The following is a 22615-nucleotide window of genomic DNA, read 5'->3' as shown; positions in this document are numbered from 1 at the left end:
ATCATTTTGTGAACCAATGGTATCATCTCAAGTACTGCCAGTATCATTAGCGTGTACTGGCGGTACTCTTAGCGTGAAATAATCATGGAACAGTATAAATGTCAATGAATAGTTGTTTAACAAGAGTCCGTGCTTGACACCAATTTATACTGGCTAAAAATTGGTTTATCATTGAAAGAGTGAAAAATATGCTGTTTTCGAATCCATACGAAAAAAAATATAAAGAGTCCTATAAAGAGCGAAATCTTTATTATAAAATATTTGCCGGGGTTATTTTTAATGAGTTGATTCCAGAGAATGACTTACCTCTGAGATTCATTGAATGCCTTAGTGTGAAATATGGAGAGACATGTGAAGCGTTTAAAACTAATGAAAAAACACATGTGATAGCAGATTTAAAGGGTTTAAAGGAAGATGCTCAAAATGGAAATTTAACGGTTTTCTTTGATTATCACATCGAGCAGATTTTAAAGGAAAAAGGACTTTCTTGCTATGAATGTAGCATGAAAGGTGAAATTGCCGATATATTCATAGGTGGTTCGAATAATTTCATTGCCATTGAAGCCAAGTATCTCACAGATTTTGGGTTTGGCAAAGATGTTGAAAAAAATCAGAAACGAATTCTTTTCGCACAAGAAAACATCGGGACAAGTACAGGGATTCAAGTGTTGCTAATATCAGATAAAAAGCATTATAATTTAAAGAAAAAGAAAAATTGTAAAAATAGCAACTATGAGGCTTTACGAAATTATTTGGTTAATCAGGCAAATGACATACCCTTTATCTTAATTGATTGGAAAGATATTGAGAACCTTATTCCCGATAATATATCGTTTGGAAATGCAAAAAAATATTTAGAGAAAAAGTTAAGAGGGTAGCGGTGCCTGTGAAACCTCCGAAAAACGGCCATAGATAAGCGTGTCTGACACCGATTTACAAACTTTAAGTTTGCATCTAGCGAGCAGTGGGGTATACTGGTTATCAAGACACTTCAAAGCATTGTCTTGGCAACCTAGGAGCCGTTTAACTGACACCAACTTATAAACTTTACATTCTTATATTAGCGTTAGCGGGTTCGATGATGGTCTCTTCATCAATAATTTTAATCATTTGCAAGAGTTCGTTTTGTTGATAATCTCTTTCCAAGACTTTAAACCCCAAAATCTCATAAAGTTGGACAGGGGAAGGAATATCATTAGATTCAAGCATAATTAGTCTGCCGCCTAATCGAATTTGACCTTCTAGAATTTTAGCCAGGCGATAATCCAAAACTGAATGATCGAAACTTAACGTCACATATTTTTAAAGAGGAGCTGGCTGATGAAATATGCAATCGGTAAGGCATAGTTAAGCAGAAAGTAGTTTAACGACCAGATAAAAGCCATCGGTTTATTAGTTACCACTAATCGAACAGTTTATCGTCGACATCGTTTCCCTCGGCCAAGTTTAACAAGGAAACATAAATGTTAACCACAATCTGAAACAGTTCCGGTGGGATTTCCTGCCCCATTTGAAGCTTGGATAGCAGGGTGGCGGCGGAGTCATCGTGATAGATCGGGATGCCGTTTTCTTCAGCGACGCTTAAGATATTTTGGGCGACAAAACCAGTCCCGGCGGCAACGATGACGGGAGAGCTATTTTTATCAGGATCATAGCGCAGTGCGGTAACTTTTAAAGGTTGCTCCCTGATTTCTGCTTCTGGAGTTGCGTTGTTTGTTTGGCCGTCCTGGATAGGGATGGTTTTTTTGGGTGCTTTTTTAGCCTTAGATGGTGACATCGAGACCTACCTTTCTAAAAGCCAGCTTTGGAAAACGTTGCAGGATGGTCTGGCTTTGTAAATATTCGCCCACCCCATAGCCGGCAAGGGAATAGCCCTGCTCCTCGACGATGGATTTCAGCTGCTCCCGGGTCGCTTTTAATGTTTCAACCAAGGGACCGGGAGACTTAATGTTTAAGGTAATATTTTTATCCCGGGCCAGTAGCTCGACCTCAAAATTGCCGTACCGGTCCGACTGAATGGTAAAGAAAATATCGGTTGCATTGTCAGAGTCCCCTTTTTCGCCCTTTTTAGCAGTGGGATCTTTGTCAACAAAAAATTCACCATAGGAATTTTCATCTAAAAAACGCAGCGGAATTAAAAAGTGCATAATCGTAAAGATGGGGCTTTCGTTTCGTACCAGGGTTTCTAGCAGGTTTTGCGCGGAATTGATAATTTTTGACGAGTTTTTTTCGTCCAGTGCCTGTTCGAGCAGTTGGGCCAAAGCGACCTTCTCACCATCACCCGGGTTTTTAGACGAAGATTCCAGACGATCAGACAGAATTTCGGCTTCTTTAGCATGGCGGAAAAGTTGGTTTTTCATTTCCACAATATCGCTGTCGGTTAAGTTAGACAGGGGTTTTAAGGCCTGAGAAAAGCGCAAGACCGCTGCTTCGAGTTGTTCAGGGTTACCTTTATCAAATCGGACAATGTGATCAATAATTGTCGCTACCGATTGATAGGTTTTATCACTGTAAGCCTGGGACTGCAAAATCTGACGCAGTACCGGGATGGTATCGTTTTTTAGCAGTTGTTGAATTTCCTGATAGTTGAGATTTTTTGAGTTCAACAGGGTTTCGATACGGGATAAACGCTGTTCTAATTGATCACCCGGCTTACCGTTTTGGGCGGCTTTTAAATTAATAAGATTTTGAAGTTCCTGGTTTGGTTGTTCTTTTCCGTTTGACTTAGTTAAAACAAGTTCCAATTTAAGTAGTTGTTGTTCAAGCAAGGCCCGCTCTTTAGAGGGAAGTGTCATCAGCAAACGGCTGGTCTCTAAAAAAATACCGTTGAGGGTCTGGTTTCGGTTTACGTGGGCATCGTAGTGCCTGAGAATGGAAACAATGGCCTCTTTTAACTGGGGATACCCGTCCAGTTTAGCCAATGATCGAAGACTGTCAAAAAAAGAGCCCTTAAAGATGGAGTCGGTTTTGTCTCGGAGTAGAAGTTCGCTCAAAAGGTCCTGAGTGTTGATAAAAAGACCATCTAACAATTCTTTCGGCAAGGCTCCTGCGGATGACTCGAAAAGCTCGGAGATCAACACAAGCTTGCGCAGGGCATCAGCTTCAGCAGTCGTGCTGTTCATCAGGGGTTTTAGAATTTCCTTTTGCAAATTCTGAAACAGGGTTTCCCGGAAGCTCTCTTTGTCATAGTTTTCTGAAACAGGTTTTATTTTACTGGCGTTATCGGTGCCGTTAATACTAAAAACTGAATCACTGGGAGTATGTTTACTCGGGATATCATTAACTTTTGGAGTGGAGACAGTCGAGGTGATTTTGATACTATCCAACTGAGAGCTCCTTTCTATATCTTACTTTAGTTAGTTTAGATTATACTGTATTCGCAATAGATAATCAATCATTTAAGAATTGATTTAATAAGTTGGTGAAGATTGTTAAAGAAGTCTCTAGTTTTTAATAAAAACCTAAGGAATCTCGGATTTTTGCCGATATTATATTAATGGACACCATGCAAACAAACGAAGTTAAAGATTGTAACAGAGAAATTACATCAATTCAGGTTGATAAACTTCGTAGAATTGGGGTATATCTACAAGGAATTAAAAAATAAAGTGCATTTAGGACAAAAAGCCGATATAATAAATTAAGGTAAAAATTTCATGTATATAAAGGATGGACAAAATGAGTAATTATGATTCTGGAAATGATTCCATTTTAGAGATGTATATTTTTGAATCGGAAACACTGCTTGATCAATTAGAGGAAATTTTTCTTCAATCTGAAGACAATGCGGAATTAACCCCGGATGACATTAATGAAATCTTCCGGATTATGCATACCATCAAGGGTTCTTCAGCAATGATGGAGTTTGACATGTTGGCACATTCCTCTCATAAATTGGAGGACCTGTTTTTCGTTATTCGGGAAAACGGCATAAAGCAGGAGGATTTTGGGGATTTAATGGACCTGGTCCTTAATTTTTCCACTTTTCTCAAAGGCGAAGTTGAGAAGATCAAGAACAACGAAACCCTGCTGGATGAAAACGACGAACTAATTGTCGAAACGGATGCTTTCTTAAACCGAATTAAGGGTTTATCGCAGGATGTGCCAGTAAAAGAGCAGGAAGAAATCATTGACAGCCCGTTGGATGATGCCAAGACAGAAATTCAAGAAACAGCAGAACACGATGATTTGTTTGGAGATCTGCGTTTTGACACGGTTAGCGATGAAAAAACAGAAGATGATGAGGATGAAGCGGATGAAGCGGACAGGGTTGAGATGGCTGACAAACCAAACACTTACTGTCTTCACACCCGATTTAACGAAGATTCTCAAATGGAAAATATCCGCGCATTTATGCTGGTTAACAAACTGGAATCGATTGGGAAGATCACAAAAACAATTCCGGAACAGCTCAATAATAATCCGGAAGCGGCGGGGATTATCCTAAAAAATGGATTTTTCTGTCATCTAGAAACAAATGCCAATAAGGAAACGGTTGAAAACATTGCGCTAAGTATCTTATCGGTGAAACGAATCGATTTTGTTGATTGTTTCCAGGAAGAAGAAATCACACCAGAAATCAAGACCAAACCCGAGGTTGTACCAGTGGGGAAAAAGACCCCTGAAAAGGTTAATGATCCCAATAAGCAAAAAACTAATGTTCAGAATTTAATCAGCGTTGACTTAAATAAACTAGATACTCTAATGAACTTAATTGGCGAGATTGTTATCACGGAATCGATGGTTTTTGGCAGCGTTGGCATGGAAGGAAAGCGGGATGAAAGTTTCGAAAAAGCGTCAACCCAACTGCAAAAATTAACCGATGAACTACAGGATATTGTAATGTCCATTCGGATGATTCCCATCGCCGGTACCTTTAAAAAAATGCAACGAATTGTGAGAGATGTTGGTAAAAAGCTAAAAAAAGAAGTGGAATTCATCACCATGGGTGAAAGTACCGAGGTAGATAAAACGATCATCGATGGGATTGCTGATCCGCTGATGCATCTGGTTCGAAATGCCATGGACCATGGCCTTGAAAATGCACCAGAACGAATTGCTGCAGGAAAAAACCCGGTCGGCAAGGTGATTTTATCAGCCCAGAATGTTGGGGGAGATATTATTATTTCTGTCAGTGATGATGGAAAGGGGCTGGATCCGGTCGGAATTCTGGAAAAAGCTAAAGAGAAAAAATTGCTGGTGAAGCCGGAAGAAGAGTATTCAGAAAAAGAAATTCTCAATTTAATAATGGCGCCCGGTTTCTCGACCAAAGAAACGGTAACGGAGTTTTCCGGTCGTGGGGTTGGTATGGACGTTGTTAAGAAGAATATTGAAAAGGTGGGGGGGTCTATTTCAATTGAAAGTGAAAAAGGTTCTGGTACCAACATTTTCTTAAAAATTCCATTGACCCTATCCATTATTTCCGGAATGGAAGTGCTAGTCGGTGAGGACATTTACGAAATTCCCATCAGCAATATTCGAGAGACATTTAAGATCACGGCCAACCAACTCATTAAGGATCCCGACAACAACGAAATGGTTATGATTCGTGGGGTATGCTATCCACTGATTCGGCTACATGATATTTTTGAAGATAGAAAGTGCGAAACCCATATTGAAGATGGCATCTTAATGCTGGTGGATTCCGGGGATACATTTGCCTGCCTGTTTATGGATGATCTGATCAAGAAACACCAGATTGTTGTAAAACCGATTCCAAAATATTTAAACCATTATTCAATTAAAAATTCAGGAATTGCCGGTTGTACAATTTTAGGAAACGGTAGTATCAGTCTGATTGTTGATATCCCGGCGATTTTAGATCACTACTAGATCCCCCGCTTGGTTTGATTTTAAAGATAAATTATGAGGTAAGAAAATGATAAAACTGAAGGAAGACGAGTTCCAGGCCATCACACGCTATATGCATTCCAATTATGGTGTCGATTTACACAAAAAAAGACACCTGATTGAAGGGCGCTTAAGTCATTATGTTTCTCAATTGGGTTATGACAACTATATGGATTATTTTGAGTATGTAAAAAACGATAAAAAAAATGATGAAATCAGTGTACTCATCAATAAACTGACCACGAATCATACCTATTTTTTACGGGAAAGCGAACATTTTGATTTTTATAAACAACAGGTTCTTCCTTGGGTGGACGAAACAACCAAAACCAAAGACTTGCGGGTATGGAGCGCCGGCTGCTCATCAGGACAGGAACCCTATACCCTGGCCATGATTACCCGAGATTATTTAGGTAATAAGATAAGTTCATGGGAGAGTACCATTCTGGCTTCAGATATCTCGGACAAGGTATTAATGACCGCCAAATCGGGGGTTTATTCCAAGGAAGAGCTCTCCAAGATTCCGATGGAATGGAAACGGAAGTATTTTAGGGATTATGATGAAGCGTATCTATCAGTGACAGAACCAATCAGAAAAGGGGTGGCTTACCGTAATTTCAATTTGCTTTCCCGCTTCCAATTTAAAAAGCCCTTTCATGCCATCTTTTGTCGAAATGTAATGATTTATTTTGACAAACCCACCAAAAACGAGATTGTGCAAAAATTTTATGATTCGTTACTTCCGGGAGGGTACTTTTTCATTGGACAAAGTGAATCCCTGGCTTCGGTTGATCATTCTTTTAAATATGTTAAACCATCTATTTATCAGAAAGAAGGCTAAAGTTTTCTGAGTAAATGACGATAATTGTTATAAGAAACAATAGTCAAAGTGACTTGGAATAGCGATAGTTTTAAACAAATTAGTTTGGAGGGATTTAAAATGGCATCAGTTAATTCATCAACCAGTACGAACTCGTCACTGTTAGCTAAAACCGGAATGGGTGGCTTGGTATCGGGTTTGGATACAGATTCTTTAGTTGAGAGTTTAACGAGCGCAAGTCGTTCAAGAATAGCGAAACAACAGCAAAGTGTTCAAAAACTGGAATGGAAACAAACCAGTTATCGGAATGTGTCTAAAACGCTTAAAGAATTCCAGAGTAAATACCTGGATGTGCTGTCAAAAACGAATTTTAGAAGTGCATCCTTATTTAATACCATAAAAGCATCGACGACGTCGACAAAAATTTCAGTTTCTGCTACTAGTGCTGCTGCAGCAGGGAACATTGAGATTACAAATGTTACCCAGTTGGCGACAAACCAGACCATCACAGGGGTTTCGGGTGCTTCCGCCGCACTAACCGGAGGGACGGCTTACGATGCCAGTTTACTGGATGATATTTCGCCGACAACCAGTAAATCATTTTTATTAAAAATGGACGGTAGCGTACGTACCATTACGCTGGATCAGGCGTTTAAAGAGAGCGTGGGAACGGATGGTTTTGAAACAGCACTTCAAAACAAGATTAACACTGCTTTCGGAGAAAAAAGTGCCGGTGTACCAGTTGTTGATGTGACTTTGGTAGGGGGTAAAATAGGTTTTTCCGCATCCGGTTCTCAGTTGACAGTCAGTGCCTTGAATTCTGATACTGGAACACTTACTAAATTAGGTTTCACCGATGGGCAAACCGATCGATTAAGTACAAATAAGGCATTATCGGATCTACCATTACTAAAAGATACGCAGCCAGTTGATGGGGAATATAAGTTTTCAATTAACGGAACTAACTTCTCATTTAAAACAACAGATTCTTTGTCAAGTGTTATCAATAAGGTAAATACCAGTGATGCCGGAGTAACCATGTCTTACTCTACGATTACGGATAAGTTTACATTAACAGCTACAGAAAGTGGTGCTGGAGATAATATCGTTGTTAAAGAAACGACAGGTACCTTGATGAATGCCTTTGGTTTGGCAGATCTTTCAACCGAAGTGGCGGGTACAAGTGCTACATCTGAGGCGGGAAAAAATGCGGTCTTGGAAGTTAATGGACAATCCATTGTACGGACTTCTAATTCCATTGAAGTAAATGGTGTCAAAATTGAACTTTTAGAGAAAACTGCCGTGGACGAAGTACTGAAAGTATCAATGAGCGAAGACACAACCGAATTAAAAGACACCATAAAGAGTTTTGTTGAAGATTATAATAATTTGATTTCTTCGATGAATACTTTGATCAAGGAAAAGGCTGATTCTGCTTATCCACCGCTTACTGATGCGCAAAAAGATGAAATGACTGAAAAGCAAATCGAAGCCTGGGAAAAAAAGGCCAAGGTTGGTTTGTTAAAAGGAGACAGTGTTTTAAAAGGAATTACATCTAAGATGCAGTCAATGATGTACGGAGCGGCTGAAAGCGGTGGGATTACATTGTTTAATATGGGAATTTCTTCCGCAGGCTACGCAGAGAACGGAAAGCTTAAAATTGATGAAGAAAAACTGGAGACCGCACTAAAAACAAGAGGGTCTGAAATTAGAGATCTTTTTACAACAGAAAAAACGGGTTTAGCCAATCAGTTAAATAGCGTGATTGATGCAGCCGCAAAAACAAGCGGTGTGAAAGGCACTCGGGGGTCTTTAATTGAGTTGGCTGGTTATGAATCAACTCTTTCGAATACGGAAAATAGCATAACTGACAAAATAACAAAGGCGAATAAAATGATAACGAGTTTGAATAAGAAATTAAAGACTGAAGAAACTTATTATTGGAGTAAGTTTACGGCTCTGGAGACAGCACTGCAGCAACTTAACAATCAAAGTGCGATGATTACATCATTTGGTTCAAGTTCGTAATGATAGAAAGGGGGAAAATGTAATGCAATACGCAAATGCTTATCAGGAATCAAAGCGTTATGCCATCGAATCTTTGTCAAAAGGAGAGGTGGTTATTAAGCTCTTTGAGGAAGCAGAAAAACAGGTAAAAATGGGCATCATCCTAATAGAAAAGGATAGTTTTGCTAAAGCATACAATTGTATCGCAAAAGCGCAAAAGATTATAACCTCACTTAATCTTTCGTTGGATATGCAATACCCCATTTCAATTGAGCTTAATCAGATGTACAGTTTTATTTTTGAAAAGTTGGGTGAAGCCAATAGTAGTCGTGATATCCAATTATTAAGGAGTCTATTGACTTTAATTGTTGATCTTAAAGATTCATTTAAGGAAGCAGAGAAAATCAGTAACCCTTCAAAATCAAGAGGACTGTAAGATGGACGATGTTTCTCATGAATTATGCCAGGAAAAAATTTCTATTTTAAAAGAATATGTAAGCAAGGGTGAAGAAATTCTCAGCAGTATTGAGGACTGGGAAAATCTGGATTTAATCCTTGAAGAACGAGATCAACTAATCCTCAGACTTAAAAATATGGAAGAGCATTTAACTGGACTAAAGGGAAATCAAGTTTGCAGTAGTGATGAAAAAAAGCAAATTGATAACCTGGTCAAACTTATTCAAGACATGGATCAAAGTTGTATTCATATGATCCAAGCTGAACAACAAAAAACCCTTCAGGATTTGAAAAAAAATCAGCAGAATCAGAAAGTGGCAGATTATGAAATCAGTTTAACCCCTAGCCACGGTACTTTTCTGGATGCGAAAAAGTAAATTGATAAATTAAATGAATAAATACACAAAAAAAGCAACTTTTGTTGCTTTTTTTTATGCGGTAACATATAATAAAACAGGTGTGAAAAACAATATTTAAATCATTTTTTTAAATGATGATTTAAAACTTCACAATGCAAACTTTACTTTAACAAATACAATAGTGTAACCTAATTATTGGTTAACTTAATTACAACTTAGGCAGTTTGTAAATCTGTTTGTTGTTTTTTAGAACTTATGGTATGATTGTAATATCTGCAAATCGTGTTATTTTTAGTTTGTAAATAGTGATAAAAAATATTGATTTAACAAAAGTATGAGATAATGAATAAAGATAAAAAAGCTGACAGTTTTGTTGGCATATTAAAAAAGGAGGACATGATGATTGGTGATTCAATAACCTCAGCTCTATATCAAAAAGCACTTGATGGTACCTGGCAAAGACAGAAGGCAACCAGCAATAATATTGCTAACTCTGAAACACCGGGGTATAAAGCGATCAAAGTCAATTTCGAGGATTCATTGAAGGCGGAAGTCAACAAGCTGCAAACCACTGCAAATACTAGTGGGACGGGTTTTCTTGACAAAATGGAAAGCATTCAATCCATCGATAATTCAAATATTAATGTATATCAGGGAGCCACCACGAGTCGTTTAGATCAAAACAACGTGGATATGGAGTCTGAAAACATTGATATGACAAAGTCGGTACTGCAATATAACTATCTGGTTCGTGGTGTCAGTGACTCCTACTCCAGATTAAAATATGCAATTAATGGAGGAAAATAATGAGTTTCTTAAGTTCTTTTAATATTTCCGGATCGGGTATGACAGCTCAAAAGTATCGATTGGATGTTGTTGCGCAAAATATTGCCAATGCCAAGGTTACCCGAACCGAAGAAGGTGAACCGTATCGTCGAAAAATGACAGTGCTGAGTAGTGTTAATACGGGAACCTTCCTGGACGCGCTTAAAACAGCAACCGGTGCTGTTCAAAAGGCCGGTGTACAGGTTGAGGCAGTGATTGAAGATGAGTCGGCCTTAGTTCCGGTTTATGATCCCACCCATCCAGATGCTAACGCTGAGGGATATGTGATGTATCCCAATGTCAATACCGCTCAGGAAATGACTGACGCCATGGGTGCCAGCCGCGCCTATGAAGCAAATGTAACAGCATTTAACGCGACAAAATCAATTGTATTAAAGGCCCTTGAAATCGGCCGTTAAAAGGAGAAAGTGATGTTTATTTTACCCATGAATTCCATTATCGGCGGAGCAAATATTGGCACTGCTGTCACGACCCCGGGAAATGCAGCAGAAACCGGCGTTGCCGGAGATTTTAAAAATATTCTACAGGATACGATTAATAATGTAGAAGAAACAGAAGCAGTTACGAAGGTAGATGCTTACAATTTGTCAATTGGTAATATGGACGATATGCACACCATGATGATCAACACCGCTAAGGCAGATGTTGCACTGCAAACCATGGTACAGTTGCGTAATAAGGTCTTAGAATCTTATCAGGCTGTTATGAATACAGGCCTATAAGTTTGGATAGGTCAAAACATTTTTTTAAACCAGGAATGGATACCGGGCTGAAATTTTATTTTGGTGACCGGTATTCCCTGTTAGAATGCGCCAGTTTATTAACGACTATTGACAGCAAATACTTTGGATGGATGAGAAAAGACGATGAATGAGAAAATTAAAGGCTTTTTAGAAAAAATCAAAAATTTCTGGACCGGAACGACCAAAAAAGCTAAGATTCTGATGATTGGTGGGGTTGCACTGGTCTTGTTGGCATCCATCGGTTTGACCGTTCTTTTGAACCATAAAGAGTATGTACCGCTTTTTACTGGTTTAACCCAGGCAGAAACCACTGAAATTATGTCAGCCCTGACAGAATCGACGGTAGATGTAAGGTTAGATGCCGGGGGAAATATCATGGTGCCCTCTGGTGATGAGGCAAAGGTGCGGATGCAGTTGGCAACAGCCGGTTACCCCAAAAACGGCTTGAGTTATTACGTCATTAAAGATAATAACAGCATGCTGGCCACCGACTATGAGCGGAAACAATATGAAAACATGCAGCTTCAGGAGCGACTGGGTGCCAGCATTAAAACCTTAAGCGGGGTCAAAGAGGCCATTGTTACCATTTCGGTACCAACAGAAAATGTGTTTTATCTACAGGAAACAGAAAGTACCACGGCGTCGGTTATTATTCATTTAGAGCCGGGGGCCACCTTAACGCGGCAGCAAATTGCGGGGATTCAAAATCTGGTAATTAAGTCCGTATCGGGTCTGACGGCAGAAAACATCGCACTTACAGATGGAGAAGGAAATGATCTGGTCAACAATCTGGCGGCTGAAAATGGCGGCGAGGCTAAGTTAAAATTGACAAATGCGGTTGAGAATGCATTAACTCAAAAAGTAAACAAGGTATTGGACGGACCTTACACTCAGGAGCAGTATAAGGTTGCCGTAACAGCGACTCTTAATACCGATGCCATTAAGCAGGAATCAACCGTTTATACGCCATCAGAAGATGGTGAAAACTCCGGGGTGATCAATCAGGAGTCCTCCAGTTTGGTTATCTCCAATGAGGACGGAATCGCCGGCGGAATTGCTGGTGTTACCGGGAATACGGATATCACAACCTATGCAGAAGGTCTAATTGGTGATGGTGGAATCGTCACTGGGATAAACGAAAATACCACTTATTCGGTTAGCCAGGAAATTACGCAGACTGAAAAACTGGACCCTGCCATCGAAACGGTCTCCATCGGGATTGCCATTGATGATCCGGCGATGACCCCGGTGGCCCGGGAAAACCTGATTCAGTTGGTGGCTTTTGCCGCTGGCGTCCCGCCCGCAAGTGTTACCGTGCGTAACTTTGAATTTGCTCAGCTGGAAGAAGAGGTGGATGAACCGCTGTTTACACCGCAACAGTTATTGGTGTTTGGTGGCATCGGAGCTGGTGTGCTGTTACTGCTGCTGGTCTTGTTATTTATTCTTAGCCGTGGCAAAAAGAAAAAAGCGGATGGAAAAGATAAGAAGAAGGGCAAGCGTGGAAAAGGGATTGATGAAGCCTTTGCAACCGATGAAGATTCTCAAACAGATGATTTATTTGGTGCTCTGGCAGCAGATCACCTGGAATCCATTGAGCCAATTCAGACGCTTAAAGATGATAAAAAAGAAAAAATCAAAGAGTTTGCCACCACAAATCCGGAAATTGCGGCGCAGTTATTTAAGTCATGGCTTAAAAATGAAAGTGAATAGATAAGAATTTTTGAAGGAAGTTGACAAATATGGACGTTACCTTAACACCACGACAAAAAGCAGCGCAGGTCGTTATTTCTCTGGGCGCAGATATTGCTTCTAATATATATAAACATTTACAAGAAGAAGAAATTGAAGTTCTGACCTACGAGATTACCCGACAGGATAGTGTGCCGCCGGAGGTGGCAGATCAGGTCATTGACGAATTTTATGGTCTTTGTGTGGCTCAAAAGGTATACATTGAAGGCGGGGTTAATTATGCCCGAAATGTACTGGAAAAAGCCTTTGGGGTTCAGCAAGGTAGTGCACTTTTGGAGCGGGTCACAAAAACACTCAGGACGAAGGCCTTTGAGTTTATCCGTAAAGCGGATTACAAAAATCTAATGAACATGATTATGAATGAGCATCCTCAGACTATCGCTCTGGTTTTATCTTATGCCAGAGCCGATCAGGCTTCGGCTATTATCTCGGAATTGCCCAAGAGCATTCGGGTTGAAGTGGTCGAACGGATTGCCAGGATGGATCGGACGTCTCCGGAAATTATCAGACAGGTTGAAACCATTCTTGAACGCAAATTTGAATCGGTTGTTTCCTTTGACTTGCTGGAAGTTGGCGGGATTAATTACATTGCTGAGATTATGAACAACATTGATCGTGGAACCGAAAAATACATCTTTGATGAACTCAGTAAAAATGATGCCAAACTGTCAGAAGAAATTCGTAAGCGGATGTTTGTATTTGAAGATATCGTTATCCTTGACTCAATGTCGATTCAACGATTCTTGCAAGAAATTGATACAAAAGAAATGTCAGTCGCACTTAAGGGTGCAAACAAGGCAGTTGCGGACATTATTTTTGCCAATATGTCCCAACGTATGGGTGATACGGTTAAGAGTGAGATGGAATTCTTGCATAATGTCAGGGTCCGGGATGTAGAAGAAGCGCAGCAGAAGATTGTTTCGGTCATTCGAAGACTGGAAGAAGAAGGCGAAATTGTAACATCTAAGGGTGGAAAGGACGAGATCATTGTCTAGTATTGTAAAAGCTAAATGGGTGTCTCAAATTAGTACGCCAGTCGTGATACCAGTTATCAGTCATCATGAAACAGAACAAGAAAGTGACAGTCAGCCAGACACGGAAACGACAATGGCTGAAGATCAAACCGATCAGGATAACAGCGTTGAAGCGATGCATGCCGCCAATGAACTGATGAAGGAAGCAATCAAGGCCAGTCAGGAAATCAAAGAAAAATCTCAGGAAACAGGTTATCAGGAAGGCTTTTCGCAGGGCTACGCAACGGGTCACGAAGAAGGCTTGAAGGATGGCACCCGGGATGGCTTTCAAGCTGGTCTGAGAGAAGGCTTAAACGAGGGCATGACACAGGCAACAAGCGAAATTGAGCAGAAACTTCAGGAGATTCATGAACTTCTTGATGCAATCAACGAAGAACGGCAACAGGCGCTGGACACTCGCGAAAAAGAGCTGCTCGATATCGCCTTTGAAATAGCCAAGAAAATAATGAAATATCAGGTTGCAGAAGACCAGGATCTGTTCTTGCGGTTTTTTGATGAGGTCATTCATGGGGATGAAGAGGATCTTAAAATCTATTTATCTGAAAACCAGAAAACGCTGGATCTCCATATTAATAAGGGAATGGCAGAAAAGCTCAAGAAGCTTTCGAAAAAATCCAAGGTAATTATTCTTAAGGATGAGGATAAGATCATGGTGGAAAGCAATGATTCGGTCATTGATATGAGTCTGCCGGTACAATTGGATCAATTGGAGAAAGCCATCGAACAAAGTTCGTAACTGGAGGCGAAAATGAATACATCTGAAATTTGTAAAGCCATTCAACGAGCAGAAACCTATCACTACTTTGGAAAAATTGAGAAGGTCGTCGGAATGATGATTGAATCCGTGGGCCCGGAATGCCGTATTGGGGATTTGTGTAAGATATTTGATCAGAATGCAGATCGTTTCATTTTAGCTGAAGTGGTTGGTTTTCGCGGCAATAAGGTTTTATTGATGCCATACGAAGAACCAGAAGGCATTAGTTTTGGAAATATTGTAGAACCCACCGGTTCTTCCCTGAAAATTGGTGTGTCGGATAGTATGATTGGCCGGGTTGTTAATGCCATGGGAGAACCCATTGATGGGGGCGGCCCGATCTTAAATACCACGCCCTACGAAATTCAGAGTGCTGGGGCTAACCCCTTTTCAAGGCCATGTATTGACGATATCCTGGAATTTGGGGTAAAGGCAATAGATGGTTTATTAAGCATTGGCAAGGGCCAGAGAATGGGCATCTTTGCCGGTAGTGGTGTTGGTAAAAGTACTCTGATGGGGATGATTGCCAGAAATGTAAAAGCTCAGGTTAATGTGATTGCCCTGGTCGGTGAGAGAGGTCGGGAGGTTCGCCAGTTTTTAGAGAATGATTTAGGGCAGGAAGGTCTGGAACGATCAGTGCTTGTGGTAGCCACCTCCGATCAGCCCCCCATGCAGCGGATGAAATGCGCATTGACAGCGACTACCATTGCGGAGTATTTTAAGGATCAGGGCAATGATGTCCTTCTGATGATGGATTCCCTGACCCGATTTGCCATGGCCCAACGGGAAATCGGTCTGGCCACTGGAGAACCCCCTGTTGCCCGAGGATACACGCCCTCCATTTATGCGATGATGCCAAAGCTGCTGGAACGTAGCGGAAATTTTGAAACCGGCTCCATTACCGGGATTTACACAGTGTTGGTTGAAGGGGACGATATGAATGAACCGGTGGCCGATACAGTCCGGGGGATTATTGATGGGCACATTGTGCTGTCCCGTAAAATTGCGGCCAGAAACCACTATCCGGCGATTGATGTTCTTAATAGTGTCAGCCGATTGATGTCTAATATTGTCAGTAAAGATCAGATGGACGCGGCCTCGTCGATGCGAAATATGATGTCAGTGTATGATACCAACTACGATCTGGTCAGTATCGGCGCTTATAAAAGCGGCACGAATCCGTCTTTGGATATTGCCATTAAAAAAATTGCCGGCATCAATCAGTTTTTGCAACAGAAGGTTGATGAAAAGTGTTTTTATGATGAGAGTGTTGAAGCCATGAAGAAGGCCGTCTTATGAAAAAATTTCAATTTCATTTAGGAAAGCTCCTTTCTTATAAAGATCAGAATCTGGAAAATGAAATGATGATACTAGGTGGCTTGACCAGACAACTCAGTGATGAAATGGACAAACAGCTGGAGTTGGAAGACCAACTGGAAAAGAGTCAGAAGAATTACGAACGTGATATGGCTGCTTCCATCACCGCTACAGCCTGTCAGGTGTATCTCCACTACATGTCTTTTCTGAAAGAGCAGATCAAAATTGTTGAAAAAAGAATCGATGAAATTACAGAGAAGATTGATATTCAAATTGAGGTAGTTAAAAATTTAAAGCTGGAAACCCGTTCACTTGAAATTGTTAAGGAAAACAGATATGATGATTACAAAAAAGAAATCGTCAAAGAGACAGAAAAGGCAATGGAAGAATTTATAACCACCAGCAAAATTATGAAAGATGGATCGTGACCATTTTCTAAAAAAGAAAGATAAGAGGTACAAAGATGAGATATGATACGATTATCGTGGGGGCTGGTCCAGCCGGTTTAGCCGCAGGAATATATGCAGCTCGGGGAACGCTAAAGGTGCTGATTATGGAAAAAGCCGGCATTGGTGGACAGATTGCGACCAGTTGGGAGATTGAAAATTATCCCGGTTCACCACCAGACAGCACGGGCCCAGGTCTTACTGAGCGGATGCGTCAGCAATGTGAGGAATTCGGGGTTGAGTTTGCTACTAAGACTTACTTAAGATCGCATCAAACAGAAGCCGGTTTTATCGTTGAAACCGATTCTGGCAGTATCGAGTCCCAGACCATTATCATGGCTACCGGGGCAGAACCCAAGCCAATCGGTTGCAAAGGTGAACGGGAATTACGAGGGATGGGCGTTTCCTATTGTGCTACCTGCGATGCTAATTTTTTTAAAGGTTTAAAGGTTGCGGTGATCGGTGGCGGCGATACGGCTTTGGAAGAAGCCTTGTATTTAACGAAATTTGCCGCAGAAATTATCATTATCCATCGGCGCGATGAACTTCGGGGAGCCAAAATTCTCCAGCAGCGCATTCGTGAAAATGAAAAAATTTCATTGCTGCTCGATTCAGTGGTGGAGGAAATAAAAGGGAATGGTCAAGTTGAAGGCATTGTTGTTAAGAATGTAAAAACCAATGAATTGACTGACGTTTCACTTGACGGCGTTTTTGTATTTGCAGGTCAAAAACCAAATTCAGAGGCATTTGTCGGCTTGTTGGAACGCGATGCCAGAGACTATCTGATTACGGATGATGAAATGCGCACCAACATCCCGGGGATTTTTGCAGCCGGGGATGTCAGGCGTAAATCGCTACGCCAGGTGGTCACGGCTACGGCTGATGGCGCTATTGCGGCAGTAAATGTGATCAAATACATTGAAGAACCTAAGTAGACTGTGATATGATTAGGACTAACGAAAGTTAGTCTTTTTTTGATTAAAATAATTTATAAAAACAGTCAGGTGAAAAATGAATATCAAATTTGATTTAAATATAACCCAAACTCAAAAACTCGTCATGACCCAGGAGATGCGTCAATCCATTGAAATTCTTCAGCTGACAGCCATGGAACTAAAGGGCTTAATCGAAACTGAAATCATGGAAAACCCGGTACTGGAATTTAATGAGGTGTCCATTAAAGAAGTGGTGCCCGTTAATGAGGATGGGGGACCGCTAAAGGGTGAAGTCGTTCAGGAAAAACCGCCGAAAGAAGAGATTCAATGGGAGGAGTATTTCCATAGCATGGAAAACGCGGACTATCGGGGCCAGACGCAATTAAGCACCGTGCCCGATGACGAGTATGGTTTTGAAAAATTCACATCCCAGGAGAAAACCTTAAATGAGTATCTTCATTTTCAATTTAAGATGCTAAAGAAAAGTCTTAGTGAACAGGAAAAACGCATTGGCGAATACTTGATTGACTGTATTGATGATAACGGTTATCTCATCATTGATATGGACTATATCACCAGTGTTTTAGAAGCTCAGGAAGTGAGCATTAAGAAAATGATTGGCATCATCCAGGGCTTTGATCCGTGTGGGGTGGGATGTCGCACGATTGAAGAATGTCTGCTGATTCAACTGCGCCAAATGGGATATGACGATGATGAAGTGTATCTGGACATTGTTAGAAACCATTTGATGGATTTAGCCAATAATCAATTTAAGCGGATCACCCAGGAAACGGGCTTAGCAATTGAAGACGTTTATGACTTTAAAGAGGTGTTAAAATCACTCGAGCCCAAACCCGGTCGGGAGTTTTCCAGTTCGGAACGGGTTTCCTACGTGATCCCGGATGGGAGCATTGAAATTGTAAATGGTGAACTGGTGGTGAAAGTTAATGATGTGTCGGCCCCCCGGCTGCGCATCAATAATTATTATAAAGGGTTGTTAAAGACGCCAGACAAAAACGATGAAACCAAGCTGTATCTGGAAAAAAAACTCGATAGTGCAGCATTTCTGATTCGCAGCATTGAGCAGCGACGCGATACCGTTAAAAAGGTTATTAACGCTGTCGCACTGTCCCAGTCGAGTTTCTTTTTTGAGGGTGTTGGTGATCTGCGGCCTTTAACGCTTAAAACAATCGCTGAGATGATTGATGTTCACGAGTCCACGGTCAGTCGGGCGATCCGGGGAAAATATATTCAAACCCCCAAGGGCACCTTTGCACTGAAGTTTTTCTTTAAACGAGGATATTCTCAGGGTGAAGAAGATCGCTCTTCGGATGCCATTAAACGGCTCATTTCGGAATTGATTGAAAAGGAAGATAAGAAAAAACCGCTCAGTGATCAAAAAATTTCAGAATTATTACAACAGAAAAATTTGGATGTGGCCAGGCGAACCGTTGCCAAATATCGGGAAGCGCTTATGATAAAGCCTTCGTCGAAGCGAAAAGAATATCGGTAGACCATCTACAAATCTTCACCAAATACCGGCACATCCTGAAAATAGGGCGAGGATTTTCTTTTAGATTTTGGTCTTTTTTAACTTGTTTTTAAATTTAAAATGGGGTATAATGAATTTGTCCCAGCGGGACAAAAGCGAGCATGTATCCGAAAGAAGGGTGATTCTGTGTCAAATCAATTAAAAATCAGTAAGGAAGTCATTGAACTTCAACAGCTTGTCGCACCGGAAGTGAATCGTCTCATTGAAATGCGTTACAATATTTTGTCAACCATCAGCAGTGAGCAACCTATCGGACGGAGAAATCTTGCATTTGTTCTGGATATGAGTGAACGTCAGGTTCGTAATGAAATCGATTTTTTTCAGGCTCAAAAGCTGGTTTCGGTGGAACGCCAGGGGGTTGTTATCACCGATGCCGGAACAGCAGCGCTGATTCAGTTAAAAAGCTTGCTCTACACCTATAACGGGCTGGAACAACTGGAGAAAGAACTGATGGATCGGCTCCATCTCAAACGGGTGATCATTTGCCCCGGCGATATGGATATGAACTATGAAGTACTGCGATTTATGGGACGCTCCGGCGCAAAATATGTGTTGTCGGTAATGAAATATAAGGATACCCTGGCATTAACTGGCGGGAGCTGTACTGCAGCCGTAGCCGATGAAATGCGAGAAGCTTTTTATCCCGATGTTTATGTCATTCCGGCCCGCGGCGGGATCGGCAAAAGCCATTCCACCCAGGCAAATAACGTGGTGGCCGAAATGGGACTAAAACTGCATTCAAACTATGAGCTTCTCCACCTGCCGGATAATATCGATCAACGATTATTAGAAGCATTAAAAGATTATCCGGAGATAAAAAGGGTATTCAATAAAATGGACAACATCGATATTTTCATTTTTGGATTGGGACGAGCCGATGTCTTGGCCGACTGGCGTAATCTGGCAACGGCCGAGAAGCGCAAAATACTGGAACGGGGAGCTGTGGCAGAAGCCTTTGGTCATTACTTTGACATAAACGGTCAGGTAATTTCGCCATCTTCCACTATTGGCATTGGTATCGACAATTTTAAAAAAATACCGCATGTCATTGCGGTAGCCGGTGGGGTTACGAAGGCTGAATCGATTATTGCAGTTAGTCGAATTCGTGAAAATATTGTGCTGATCACCGATGAAAGTGCCGCCAGAGAGATTTTGAAAAAATTGCAAACCATGTCAGAAGCAAAATGAATCGCATCTGACTGAGTATAAATTGAGTAAACATTATTTTAAGGAGGCAGATAATATGTCTGTAAAAGTAGCAATTAATGGTTTTGGAAGAATTGGTCGTTTAGCATTCAGATTAATGGCAGATAACAAAGCATTTGACGTTGTCGCTATCAATGATTTAACCGACGCAAAAACCTTAGCGTACCTGTTAAAATATGATAGTGCCCAGGGTAAATTTAAGCAAGATAGCATTGAAGTTAAAGATGATGGCATCGTGGTTGACGGAAAAGCAATCAAAATTTACTCTGAAAGAGACCCTGAAAACTTACCTTGGGGAAGTATTGGAGTGGATGTTGTCATCGAATGTACCGGTTTCTTTACCGATAAAGACGGTGCTGGTAAACACATCAAAGCCGGTGCAAAAAAAGTTATTGTCTCAGCGCCAGCCAAAGGTGATGTTAAAACGATCGTGTTTAATGTCAACGAAAATATCTTAGATGGCACTGAAACGGTCATCAGTGGCGCTTCCTGCACGACAAACTGTTTAGCGCCAGTGGCTAAAGTACTTAACGACAGCTTTGGTTTAGTCAGCGGCTTAATGACTACTGTTCATGCCTACACCAATGATCAGGCAACTCTGGATGCACCTCATAAAGATCTACGACGCGGTCGTACTGCGGCTCAAAATATTGTTCCCACTTCCACTGGTGCTGCTGCCGCAGTCGGCAAGGTGCTACCAGCTCTTAACGGCAAACTGGACGGATTTGCGCTTCGGGTACCAGTTATTACAGGCTCGCTGGTTGATTTAACCTGTGTGTTGGAAAAAGACGTTACCGCCGATGAAATTAATGCCGCACTTAAAGCAGCTGCCAACGAATCACTGGGTTACAACGAAGAACAAATTGTTTCTACCGACATCATCGGCATGTCTTTCGGCTCATTGTTTGATGCAACCTTAACCCGAGTGATGAATGTTGAAGGCGGAAAACAACAGGTAAAAGTCATTGCCTGGTACGATAACGAAATGTCTTACACGGCTCAACTGGTTCGTTTAGCTGAGTTTGTTGCCACTAAATTTTAATCGACCTAAGCACGATTAAAGTAGCTCATTAAATTTAAATAATACAAATCAAAAAACTTTTCAGAAGCTTTTGCAAAACCCTTGCAACTGCTTCTGAAATTGTTTATAAAGCAAATATTCAAGCGAAGCTGATTAGGTAAAAGATGAAGTAGTACCGACCAATTGTTAATCTGTTGTATGCTGCAGACTCGGACAGGCTATCGCCGTATCCGCTCTGATGCATACAACATGATGTAACAATTGTCGGTACGATAATATACCGAAATCTTATGGAAATGCGAAAATTATAAACCGAGAGGATAAAAATATGAGTAAAAAAACAGTATCTGATCTTGATTTAAAAGGAAAAAAAGTTTTAATGCGGGCCGATTTTAATGTGCCATTAGATGAAAACGGCGTCATTACCGATGAAACAAGGATAACCGCCGCATTACCCACAATTAATTATATTTTAGAGCAGGGGGGATCACTGATTTTAATGTCCCATATGGGCCGGCCTAAAAATCAGCCAAACCCAAAATATTCACTGGAACCCGTTGCCAGGAAACTGTCTGAATTACTTAAAAAAGAAGTGATTTTTAATGATGATGGAGCCGTGACCGGATCACTAACCGTTGCGGCAGCGGCCGATCTTAAACCAGGTGAGGTACTCTTGCTTCAAAATACCCGGTTCCGTGGCGAAGAAGAAAAAAATGACCAGGGATTTTCAAAAGAACTGGCACAGTTAGGTGATGTTTTTGTCAATGATGCCTTTGGAACGGCTCACCGTGCTCACGCTTCAACCGTTGGCGTTGCCGAATTCTTACCCGGCGTATCAGGCTTTCTGATTCAAAAAGAACTGGATTTTATGGGCAAAGCCCTGGAAAAACCCGAACGTCCCTTTGTGGCAATCTTGGGTGGATCAAAGGTTTCGGATAAGATTGGTGTGATTAACAACCTGTTAGAAAAGGTGGATACCTTAATCATTGGCGGTGGAATGGCCTTTACCTTCCTGAAAGCTCAAGGGTATGAAATTGGAAAATCACTATTGGAAGAAGATAAAATGGAACTGGCCAAGGAACTAGTAGCCAAAGCGAAGGCCAAAGGGGTTAACCTTTTATTACCAGTGGATGTAGTTGCGGCAAAAACCTTTGCCGCCGATGCCTCTTTTGAGGTGGTCGATATTAATGCGATCCCGGCAGATTCATTGGGACTCGATATTGGACCCGTTTCGGCAGCAACTTTTTCAAAAGCAATTCTGGAAGCTAAAACAGTGATCTGGAATGGCCCCATGGGCGTATTTGAAATGCCAGCCTTTGCCAAAGGAACAGAAGCGGTCGCTAAAGCGATGTCAGAGTCAACAGCCATTACCATTATTGGTGGCGGAGACTCGGCCGCAGCGGTTAAAATTCTTGGCTATGAAGCAGGGATGAGTCACATTTCCACCGGTGGTGGCGCTTCACTGGAATTCCTGGAAGGAAAAAAACTGCCAGGTATTGAAATCTTACAGGATAAATAGA

The 22615-nt window shown here is 41.2% G+C and carries 22 protein-coding genes; 19 read left to right on the top strand and 3 right to left on the bottom strand.

What is annotated here, in order from left to right; genetic code table 11:
• Nucleotides 1–179 precede the first annotated feature (179 nt).
• Nucleotides 180–878 (top strand): hypothetical protein, encoded by a 699-nt coding sequence (locus DOZ58_RS06775; protein ID WP_204355488.1) that lies wholly within the window; start codon nt 180–182, stop codon nt 876–878.
• A 169-nt stretch (nt 879–1047) separates the two neighbouring features.
• Here DOZ58_RS06775 and DOZ58_RS18515 read toward each other — a convergent pair whose 3' ends face one another.
• The 3 genes from DOZ58_RS18515 to DOZ58_RS06765 form a co-directional block, all read right to left on the bottom strand.
• On the bottom strand, nt 1048–1269 hold the full coding sequence (locus DOZ58_RS18515; protein WP_204355487.1) for a hypothetical protein: 222 nt from the start codon (nt 1267–1269) through the stop codon (nt 1048–1050).
• A gap of 133 nt (nt 1270–1402) precedes the next feature.
• Nucleotides 1403–1777 carry an EscU/YscU/HrcU family type III secretion system export apparatus switch protein gene (locus tag DOZ58_RS06770; RefSeq protein ID WP_111887615.1) on the bottom strand — a complete coding sequence of 125 codons (375 nt, stop codon included), beginning with the start codon at nt 1775–1777 and terminating at the stop codon, nt 1403–1405.
• Complete coding sequence (locus DOZ58_RS06765) at nt 1764–3326, bottom strand: hypothetical protein (protein ID WP_111887614.1); 1563 nt, start codon at nt 3324–3326, stop codon at nt 1764–1766. The genes DOZ58_RS06770 and DOZ58_RS06765 overlap by 14 nt, the downstream gene beginning before the upstream one ends.
• A gap of 352 nt (nt 3327–3678) precedes the next feature.
• Between DOZ58_RS06765 and DOZ58_RS06760 the strand changes: the two genes are divergently transcribed.
• The 18 genes from DOZ58_RS06760 (at nt 3679) to pgk (ending at nt 22614) form a co-directional block, all read left to right on the top strand.
• Nucleotides 3679–5832: a chemotaxis protein CheA gene (locus DOZ58_RS06760; RefSeq protein ID WP_162624459.1), complete on the top strand. Its 2154-nt coding sequence runs from the start codon at nt 3679–3681 to the stop codon at nt 5830–5832.
• Nucleotides 5833–5878: 46 nt separating this feature from the next.
• Nucleotides 5879–6691, top strand: coding sequence for a protein-glutamate O-methyltransferase CheR (locus tag DOZ58_RS06755; RefSeq protein ID WP_111887612.1), 813 nt, complete (start codon nt 5879–5881; stop codon nt 6689–6691).
• A 99-nt stretch (nt 6692–6790) separates the two neighbouring features.
• Nucleotides 6791–8698, top strand: coding sequence for a flagellar filament capping protein FliD (fliD, locus tag DOZ58_RS06750; protein WP_111887611.1), 1908 nt, complete (start codon nt 6791–6793; stop codon nt 8696–8698).
• Nucleotides 8699–8720: 22 nt separating this feature from the next.
• A complete protein-coding gene (gene fliS, locus DOZ58_RS06745) occupies nt 8721–9113 on the top strand; it encodes a flagellar export chaperone FliS (RefSeq protein ID WP_111887610.1) in 393 nt (130 codons plus the stop codon).
• A 1-nt stretch (nt 9114) separates the two neighbouring features.
• The gene (locus DOZ58_RS06740; RefSeq protein ID WP_111887609.1) at nt 9115–9510 is read left to right on the top strand and encodes a flagellar protein FliT; all 396 of its coding nucleotides are present in this window, start codon (nt 9115–9117) and stop codon (nt 9508–9510) included.
• A gap of 324 nt (nt 9511–9834) precedes the next feature.
• Nucleotides 9835–10299 (top strand): flagellar basal body rod protein FlgB, encoded by a 465-nt coding sequence (gene flgB / locus DOZ58_RS06735; protein WP_111887608.1) that lies wholly within the window; start codon nt 9835–9837, stop codon nt 10297–10299.
• Nucleotides 10299–10736 carry a flagellar basal body rod protein FlgC gene (gene flgC, locus DOZ58_RS06730; RefSeq protein ID WP_111887607.1) on the top strand — a complete coding sequence of 146 codons (438 nt, stop codon included), beginning with the start codon at nt 10299–10301 and terminating at the stop codon, nt 10734–10736. The genes flgB and flgC overlap by 1 nt, the downstream gene beginning before the upstream one ends.
• A gap of 12 nt (nt 10737–10748) precedes the next feature.
• On the top strand, nt 10749–11060 hold the full coding sequence (gene fliE, locus DOZ58_RS06725) for a flagellar hook-basal body complex protein FliE (protein WP_111887606.1): 312 nt from the start codon (nt 10749–10751) through the stop codon (nt 11058–11060).
• A 144-nt stretch (nt 11061–11204) separates the two neighbouring features.
• Entirely contained in the window at nt 11205–12791 is a 1587-nt protein-coding gene (gene fliF, locus DOZ58_RS06720; RefSeq protein WP_111887605.1) for a flagellar basal-body MS-ring/collar protein FliF, read from the top strand.
• 29 nt (nt 12792–12820) lie between these two features.
• The gene (fliG, locus tag DOZ58_RS06715) at nt 12821–13825 is read left to right on the top strand and encodes a flagellar motor switch protein FliG (RefSeq protein WP_111887604.1); all 1005 of its coding nucleotides are present in this window, start codon (nt 12821–12823) and stop codon (nt 13823–13825) included.
• Nucleotides 13818–14600, top strand: coding sequence for a FliH/SctL family protein (locus tag DOZ58_RS06710; RefSeq protein WP_111887603.1), 783 nt, complete (start codon nt 13818–13820; stop codon nt 14598–14600). The genes fliG and DOZ58_RS06710 overlap by 8 nt, the downstream gene beginning before the upstream one ends.
• Before the next feature lie 12 nt (nt 14601–14612).
• A complete protein-coding gene (gene fliI / locus DOZ58_RS06705) occupies nt 14613–15917 on the top strand; it encodes a flagellar protein export ATPase FliI (protein ID WP_111887602.1) in 1305 nt (434 codons plus the stop codon).
• The gene (locus DOZ58_RS06700) at nt 15914–16363 is read left to right on the top strand and encodes a hypothetical protein (protein ID WP_111887601.1); all 450 of its coding nucleotides are present in this window, start codon (nt 15914–15916) and stop codon (nt 16361–16363) included. Before fliI ends, DOZ58_RS06700 begins: the two co-directional genes overlap by 4 nt.
• A 35-nt stretch (nt 16364–16398) precedes the next feature.
• A complete protein-coding gene (trxB, locus tag DOZ58_RS06695) occupies nt 16399–17316 on the top strand; it encodes a thioredoxin-disulfide reductase (RefSeq protein ID WP_111887600.1) in 918 nt (305 codons plus the stop codon).
• A 76-nt stretch (nt 17317–17392) separates the two neighbouring features.
• Nucleotides 17393–18829: an RNA polymerase factor sigma-54 gene (gene rpoN / locus DOZ58_RS06690; RefSeq protein ID WP_111887599.1), complete on the top strand. Its 1437-nt coding sequence runs from the start codon at nt 17393–17395 to the stop codon at nt 18827–18829.
• A gap of 165 nt (nt 18830–18994) precedes the next feature.
• Nucleotides 18995–20056 carry a sugar-binding transcriptional regulator gene (locus DOZ58_RS06685; protein WP_111887598.1) on the top strand — a complete coding sequence of 354 codons (1062 nt, stop codon included), beginning with the start codon at nt 18995–18997 and terminating at the stop codon, nt 20054–20056.
• A gap of 55 nt (nt 20057–20111) precedes the next feature.
• The gene (gap, locus tag DOZ58_RS06680) at nt 20112–21116 is read left to right on the top strand and encodes a type I glyceraldehyde-3-phosphate dehydrogenase (RefSeq protein WP_111887597.1); all 1005 of its coding nucleotides are present in this window, start codon (nt 20112–20114) and stop codon (nt 21114–21116) included.
• A gap of 307 nt (nt 21117–21423) precedes the next feature.
• Entirely contained in the window at nt 21424–22614 is a 1191-nt protein-coding gene (gene pgk / locus DOZ58_RS06675) for a phosphoglycerate kinase (RefSeq protein ID WP_111887596.1), read from the top strand.
• Nucleotide 22615: the final 1 nt, after the last annotated feature.

Source organism: Acetobacterium sp. KB-1, assembly GCF_003260995.1.
GTDB classification, from domain to species: domain Bacteria; phylum Bacillota; class Clostridia; order Eubacteriales; family Eubacteriaceae; genus Acetobacterium; species Acetobacterium carbinolicum.
The sequence above is the reverse complement of the archived record's forward strand: the minus strand, read 5'-3'. Positions and strand labels throughout refer to the sequence as shown.

Bases quoted from the DNA above. Each gene is read 5' to 3' on its own strand.
- DOZ58_RS06755 (WP_111887612.1), top strand. From the start codon at position 5,879: ATGATAAAACTGAAGGAAGACGAGTTCCAGGCCATCACACGCTATATG.
- fliD (WP_111887611.1), top strand. From the start codon at position 6,791: ATGGCATCAGTTAATTCATCAACCAGTACGAACTCGTCACTGTTAGCT.
- gap (WP_111887597.1), top strand. From the start codon at position 20,112: ATGTCTGTAAAAGTAGCAATTAATGGTTTTGGAAGAATTGGTCGTTTA.
- DOZ58_RS06770 (WP_111887615.1), bottom strand. From the start codon at position 1,777: ATGTCACCATCTAAGGCTAAAAAAGCACCCAAAAAAACCATCCCTATC.
- DOZ58_RS06760 (WP_162624459.1), top strand. From the start codon at position 3,679: ATGAGTAATTATGATTCTGGAAATGATTCCATTTTAGAGATGTATATT.
- flgB (WP_111887608.1), top strand. From the start codon at position 9,835: ATGAATAAAGATAAAAAAGCTGACAGTTTTGTTGGCATATTAAAAAAG.
- flgC (WP_111887607.1), top strand. From the start codon at position 10,299: ATGAGTTTCTTAAGTTCTTTTAATATTTCCGGATCGGGTATGACAGCT.
- pgk (WP_111887596.1), top strand. From the start codon at position 21,424: ATGAGTAAAAAAACAGTATCTGATCTTGATTTAAAAGGAAAAAAAGTT.
- DOZ58_RS06740 (WP_111887609.1), top strand. From the start codon at position 9,115: ATGGACGATGTTTCTCATGAATTATGCCAGGAAAAAATTTCTATTTTA.
- fliS (WP_111887610.1), top strand. From the start codon at position 8,721: ATGCAATACGCAAATGCTTATCAGGAATCAAAGCGTTATGCCATCGAA.
- fliG (WP_111887604.1), top strand. From the start codon at position 12,821: ATGGACGTTACCTTAACACCACGACAAAAAGCAGCGCAGGTCGTTATT.
- fliF (WP_111887605.1), top strand. From the start codon at position 11,205: ATGAATGAGAAAATTAAAGGCTTTTTAGAAAAAATCAAAAATTTCTGG.
- DOZ58_RS06700 (WP_111887601.1), top strand. From the start codon at position 15,914: ATGAAAAAATTTCAATTTCATTTAGGAAAGCTCCTTTCTTATAAAGAT.
- trxB (WP_111887600.1), top strand. From the start codon at position 16,399: ATGAGATATGATACGATTATCGTGGGGGCTGGTCCAGCCGGTTTAGCC.
- fliI (WP_111887602.1), top strand. From the start codon at position 14,613: ATGAATACATCTGAAATTTGTAAAGCCATTCAACGAGCAGAAACCTAT.
- fliE (WP_111887606.1), top strand. From the start codon at position 10,749: ATGTTTATTTTACCCATGAATTCCATTATCGGCGGAGCAAATATTGGC.
- rpoN (WP_111887599.1), top strand. From the start codon at position 17,393: ATGAATATCAAATTTGATTTAAATATAACCCAAACTCAAAAACTCGTC.